This is a genomic window from Corallococcus exercitus (assembly GCF_003611585.1).
In the GTDB taxonomy this organism is placed as follows: Bacteria; Myxococcota; Myxococcia; order Myxococcales; family Myxococcaceae; genus Corallococcus; species Corallococcus exercitus.
The window spans coordinates 1-5,143 of sequence record NZ_RAVW01000564.1 but is presented as its reverse complement, the minus strand read 5'-3'; the positions used below and the strand labels follow the sequence as shown (position 1 = coordinate 5,143).

Here is a 5,143-nt window from a genome sequence, read left to right as displayed (position 1 = left end):
GCATGAACACCAGCATACAGGGCCCCCCACCCCGGGCGGCCGTGAGGTGACTGTGTCACCAGGGACGGCACGCCCGGGGTGGGGGGCCCTGTATGCTGGTGTTCATGCTCTGCCCTGCCTGTGCGGAACCGCGTGCGACCGACTCCGGGCCCCTGTGCCCGGAGTGCGGCGCCGCCCTCGTGCCCGCCACCGGGCGGCACCTGGACGACGTCGTGCTGGCGCGGATGCGACGGCGGCTGGAGCGCTGGCGCTTCGATGGGTTGCTGGACCCCGTCACGGCGGACCGGCTGGAGGCCTCGCTCCTGGCTCCCGCCGATGTCGTCGTGACGGTTCCACAGGTGCCCGAGCCTCCGCCGGTCGCGGTCCCGGAGACACCGCCCCTCGACTCCGCGGCTCGTGTGGAGGCCTGGGCGGATGACGTGGCCCATTCGCTTCGCCGCGCGGGCGGGTGGCGTCCGGGGTGGCTGGCGTCGCTCGCGCACTCCCTGGACGAAACGGCCCGGGCGGAGCGGGAGCAGGCGGCACGGCGGCGGGTGTCGTCCCTGGACGAGGGCGAGTCCTCCAGCGAGGAGGACCTGGGCTCGGCGCTGGGCTCCGGGCAGGCGCTGTTCGCCCGGGGGCACCTGGATTCGATGGGAGGCAGCGGACTGGAGGCGGTGCTCGCGCTCGATGAGGGCGACAACCCTCCCCGCCTGCATGAGTACATCTGGTGGTTCCTGGGCGCGGTGCTCGTGCTGGGCGGCTCGCTCATGGGGGTCCGCGAGGCGTGGCGGGCGCTCGGTGGCGTGCCCCGGCAGTTGATCGTCACGGGCGCGCTCCTGGGCTACCACGCGGCCTTCATCGGGCTGGGCACGTTCCTGGCGCGCCGCTCGCGCTCCGCGGGGCGCGTCCTCGCGAGCATCGGGCTGGCCCTGCTGCCCGTGGTGTTCATCGCGCTGTCGGCCCTGGTGGCGCTGGCCCCCGGGATTGGCGTTCCCACGGCGCTCGGCGTCGCCGCTGTCGCGCTGCTCCCGCTGCGGGCCGCCGGACGGCTGTGGCACGGGACGTCCGCGACGACCCTCGCGGTGGCGCTGTTCCCCTCGCTCCTGGCGGGGCTCCCGCTGATGGGCTGGGAGGACGCGCCGTGGCCGAGGGTGCTGTGCGCGTTCGCGGGCGTGGTGGCGCTCGGGGCTTCGGTGTGGCGGGCGCGGGCGGCGGATGCGGGCAGGGCTTCGTTCGTCGGCGTGGGCGCCGCGCTCTATGGCGCGCTGTGGCTGGCGGTCTTCTGCGTGGCGAGCGGCCCCTCCGGGTTCGATGCGCTGGAGCCCGGGAGCCCCCTGTTCGCGGGCCTCGTGCTGTGGGCGGTGGCGCTGGGCGCGGTGGTGGCGGTGGCGTCGTCCTCGGATGCCGTCCGGGCGGCGTATCCTCGCGCGGCCCCGGTGTTCGAGACGCTGGCGCACGCGGTGGTCGCCAGCGGTGCGCTCGCGGGGGCCCTGGGCGCGTTCTCGACCTTCCCGGGCGAGCAACCCTGGGTGGACACGGCGTCCGCCTGCGCGCCCGTGCTGGCTTCGCTCGTCTTCTTCCTGCTGGAGTTCCGGCGGCGGGCGTTGGTGCATCCAGCCGTCATGGCCTCGCTGCTCGCGGGGGCGCTGGTCGCGCACGTGCAGGCGCCTGACGCGCCGGCGTGGTGGTGCTTCGGCGTCGCGGTGGTGGCGGCCGGGCTGCTGCTCCTGGCGCGCGTGACGTCCTCCGGCGTCCTGCGCAACCGGATGCTCGCTTGGGGTGTCGTCGCCTCGCTGGCGACGATGCCCGCTTTCACGGTGCTGGCATGGACGCAGGGGACGGACCTGCCCTGGCCCCGGGCCTTCACGGGTGCGGTCATCGCGGCCGCGGCCCACCTCGCGGGGCGGTGGAGGTGGCGGGGCCTGCACTACCTGGGCGGTGTCGCGCTGCTCTTCGGGGGGCTCGCGGCCGTGGACGCGACGCCGTGGCTCGCCTCCAGCGCGGCGAACCTCTCCGTCTTCGCGCTCGCGGCGGTGCTGTACGGCCTGGGTGGGTTGGCGCAGTCCGCGTGGCTGGAGCGCCAGGGCCTGCGTGACGCGCTCCGGCCCCTGGAAGACCTGTCCCTGGGCATCGCCGTGCTCGGGGTGGTGCGGGCCCTGGGCGTCACGCCCGTGCTCCCGGATGCGCTCGCCCTGGTCGCGGGCCCCCATGCGGCGCTGCTCGCCTGCGTGCCCACGGCGGTGGCGACGGGCGTTCTGTTGCTCCGCGTCCGGCGCGAGGGCAGCCGGCTCGTGAGCTTCCTGGCGGCCACGGGGCTCGCGCTCACGGTGTCCCAGGCCCTGGGCACGGTCTCCGACTTCGTCTCGTCGCGGGCCGCCCTGGTGGCCTCGGCCCTGGGCTTCGGGTTCGCGCTCCTCGCCATGCTTCGCGGCCGTGACCTCGAACCGGCGAAGGGCCGGAGGCTGCTGGACGTCCTCCCCCTGCCGTTCGGCGCGCGGGGACGGCCGCTCTTCACGGATGGCTTCGCGGGCGCGGCGCTCGTGCAGGCCCTCTTCACGGTCGTCACGCTCCTCAACTGGACCACTTTGCCCACCAGCGCCGAGCGGCCCGAGGCCCTGCTTGCCGGAGCCCTGCTTACGGCCGGTGCGCTCCTGGCGTTCGTGTCGCGCGGCTTCGTGGCGTTCGACCTGCGGGGCTCGGTGGTGACGTTCGCCGCGAGCGGCGGGTTCATCGCGCTCACCGCGGTCGTCAATCGCGCGGGCCGGCCGCTTCCTCCGGACGTGACCGCCTGGCGGCTGCCGCTCATCGGCGTCGCGCTGTGGGCGCTGGCGCTGGTGCTGCGGCGCGTGGGGCCGTGGGTGGCCCAGCGCCTGGAGAAGCCCCGGCACGGGCCGCTGTATCACGCGGTGCCCCACCTGGGCGTGGCCGTGCTGGCCGTGCTGCTCCTGCGCTCCGCCTTCGTCGTGGGCCTGCCGGGAGCCTCACGTGCGCTGGGGCTGGTGCCGCCGCTCCTGGTGCTGGGCCCGGCGCTGCTGACGGTCCTGCTCGCGGCCTCGTTCCGCTCGCGCTTCCTGGCGCACCTGGGCCTCCTGCTGGGGCTTCCCGGCGCCGCGCTCTGGGCCGCGCAGCAGTCCCTGCTCGGAGGCTCGCTGGTGGCCCTGCTGCCTCCGGACGGGCAGTGGATCCGCGCCACGGCGGCGCGGTTGATCAGCCCATCACTGAGCTGGCTGCACCCGGACGCCTGGATGCCCCCGGGCACCACCCGGTTCCTCCTGTGGCAGCACGCGTTCGCGGGCATCGCCGCCGCCGGGCTCGTCTACGCGGGGTTCGCGGTCTCGGTGGCCCGCGTGGACGCGGGACGCGCGTTCTTCCGGCGGCTGCTTTCCCTGGGGACCGATGAGCGTCCGGGGCCCTTCCTCCAGGCGCTGCGCCGGGAAACCCTCACGGCCGTGGCGCTCGTGGTGGCGGCGGCCTTCTTCCAGCCCGGCCTGACCGCGGCGGAGCTCCTCCTCGCCACCGGCGCCGTGCTCTTCGTGGGCGGTGCGCGCGGGCCCGGGCGCGGCGTCGTGGGCGTCGGACTGCTGCTGCTCGTCCATGCCCAGGCCCACCTGGCGCCGAGCGTCGAGGCCTGGCCCGGGCCCACGCTCGCGCTGATGGGGCTCGCGGTGGTCGTCTTCGCGCCGTGGCTCGCGAAGCGGCGGGGCCATGACGAGGGCCGGACGCGGCTTCGCGCGCACCTGGCCGTGCTGCCCTGCTTCGCGGCGGCGCTGCTGTATGCGCTGGCCGTGACGGGAGACACGTCATCGACGACGGCCGTTCCCGTCCTCGTGTGGCGGATGTTCGAGGGCCTGGGCGGCACGTGGATGGTCTCCGCCGCGTTCCCCCTGACGCTGGCGCTCCTCGCGGCGGCGCTCCTCGTGGCGGCGTTCCAGTGGCGCGGGGCGCTCGCCGGGGTCATCGCGGGGCTCGGGACGATGGTGGCCGGAGGCGCCGTCGTCGCCACGGGGATGGTGCTCCTGTCGCAAGCCATGGCCCCCGCGTACCTGCCCCTCTTCACCGTGTCCGGGGCCATGCTGGCGCTGGCCGCCGCGGGGAGCGCGCTGGTTCTTCACGTCGCACGCCGCACGACGGCACGCCGCCGGAGCGACGTGGCGGGGGGCATGGGCTGGGGCCGCGACCTGTGGCTGGTGGCGAGCGCGGTGCTGCTCGCGGCCGTCGCCATGGGAGGCCGGGCCTCGGAGGATGTCCTGCCCGTCGCGCTCGCGGCCATCGGGCTGGCGGTGGGCGTGTCCCTGCATGCCGCGTGGCGCGAGCACACGGGCCGCCACGTGTACTTCGTGCAGGTCGCGGTGGTGGGCGTCTACGCGCTGGTGCGCGGGCTGTACGCGCAGGGCCTGCGCCGGGAACATGACGCCCTCTTCGCGCTGTCGCTGGGCTTCGTCCTGGTGGGCGTGACGGTGCTGGCGCGCAGGGCGGGCGTGCGCCCCGTGGAGCAGGCGACCCGGCGGTTCGCGGCGCTGCTGCCCATCGCGGTGGCGCTGGTCCTCCCCGGCGACGCGACGGGCGAGGCCGCCCTGTTCGCGGGAGGCTCCGGCCTGCTGTACGCGGCGCTGGGCGCGGTGGAGCGCAGCCGGATGTTCGGTGCGTTCGCGGCGGCCGCCTGCAACCTGGCGCTGCTCCTCGCCGCGCTCGCGTTCGGCCTGGAAGGGCTGGAGGTGTACCTGGCGCCGCTGGGGCTGCTGCTCCTGATGATGGGGCAGCTCTTCACGTCCAGCCTCCCGCACGCGGCGCGCAACGCGGTGCGCATCCTGGGCGGACTGCTCCTGTACGTGCCCGCGGCGGCGAAGCTGGCCGCCCGGATGGGCGAGTCCGCGGATGGGACGTATGCGATTGTCTTTGGCGCCGTCTGTCTTCTGGGCGTGGCGGTGGGCATGGCCCTGCGCATCCGCGCCTACCTGGCGCTGGGGACGCTGTTCCTCCTCCTGGACGTGGTGGCCAACCTGCTCGACGCGGGGCTCCGGGACCACCGCATCGGCTTCCTGGTGATGACCCTGGCGGGCCTGAGCATCGTCACCGGACGCGTGATGGCGACCCTCAAGCGGCAGGAGTGGGAGCTCCTGCTGCGGCGCGTGCGCGTCCAACTGGGTGGGTGGGATTGAGG

1 protein-coding gene is annotated in these 5,143 nt (G+C 75.2%); it reads left to right on the top strand.

Translation table 11 applies throughout. The annotated features are described in order from the left end of the window. The first annotated feature begins 179 nt into the window (after nucleotides 1–179). A complete protein-coding gene (locus D7W79_RS38590) occupies nucleotides 180–5,141 on the top strand; it encodes a hypothetical protein (RefSeq protein ID WP_244222210.1) in 4,962 nt (1,653 codons plus the stop codon). Nucleotides 5,142–5,143 lie beyond the last annotated feature (2 nt).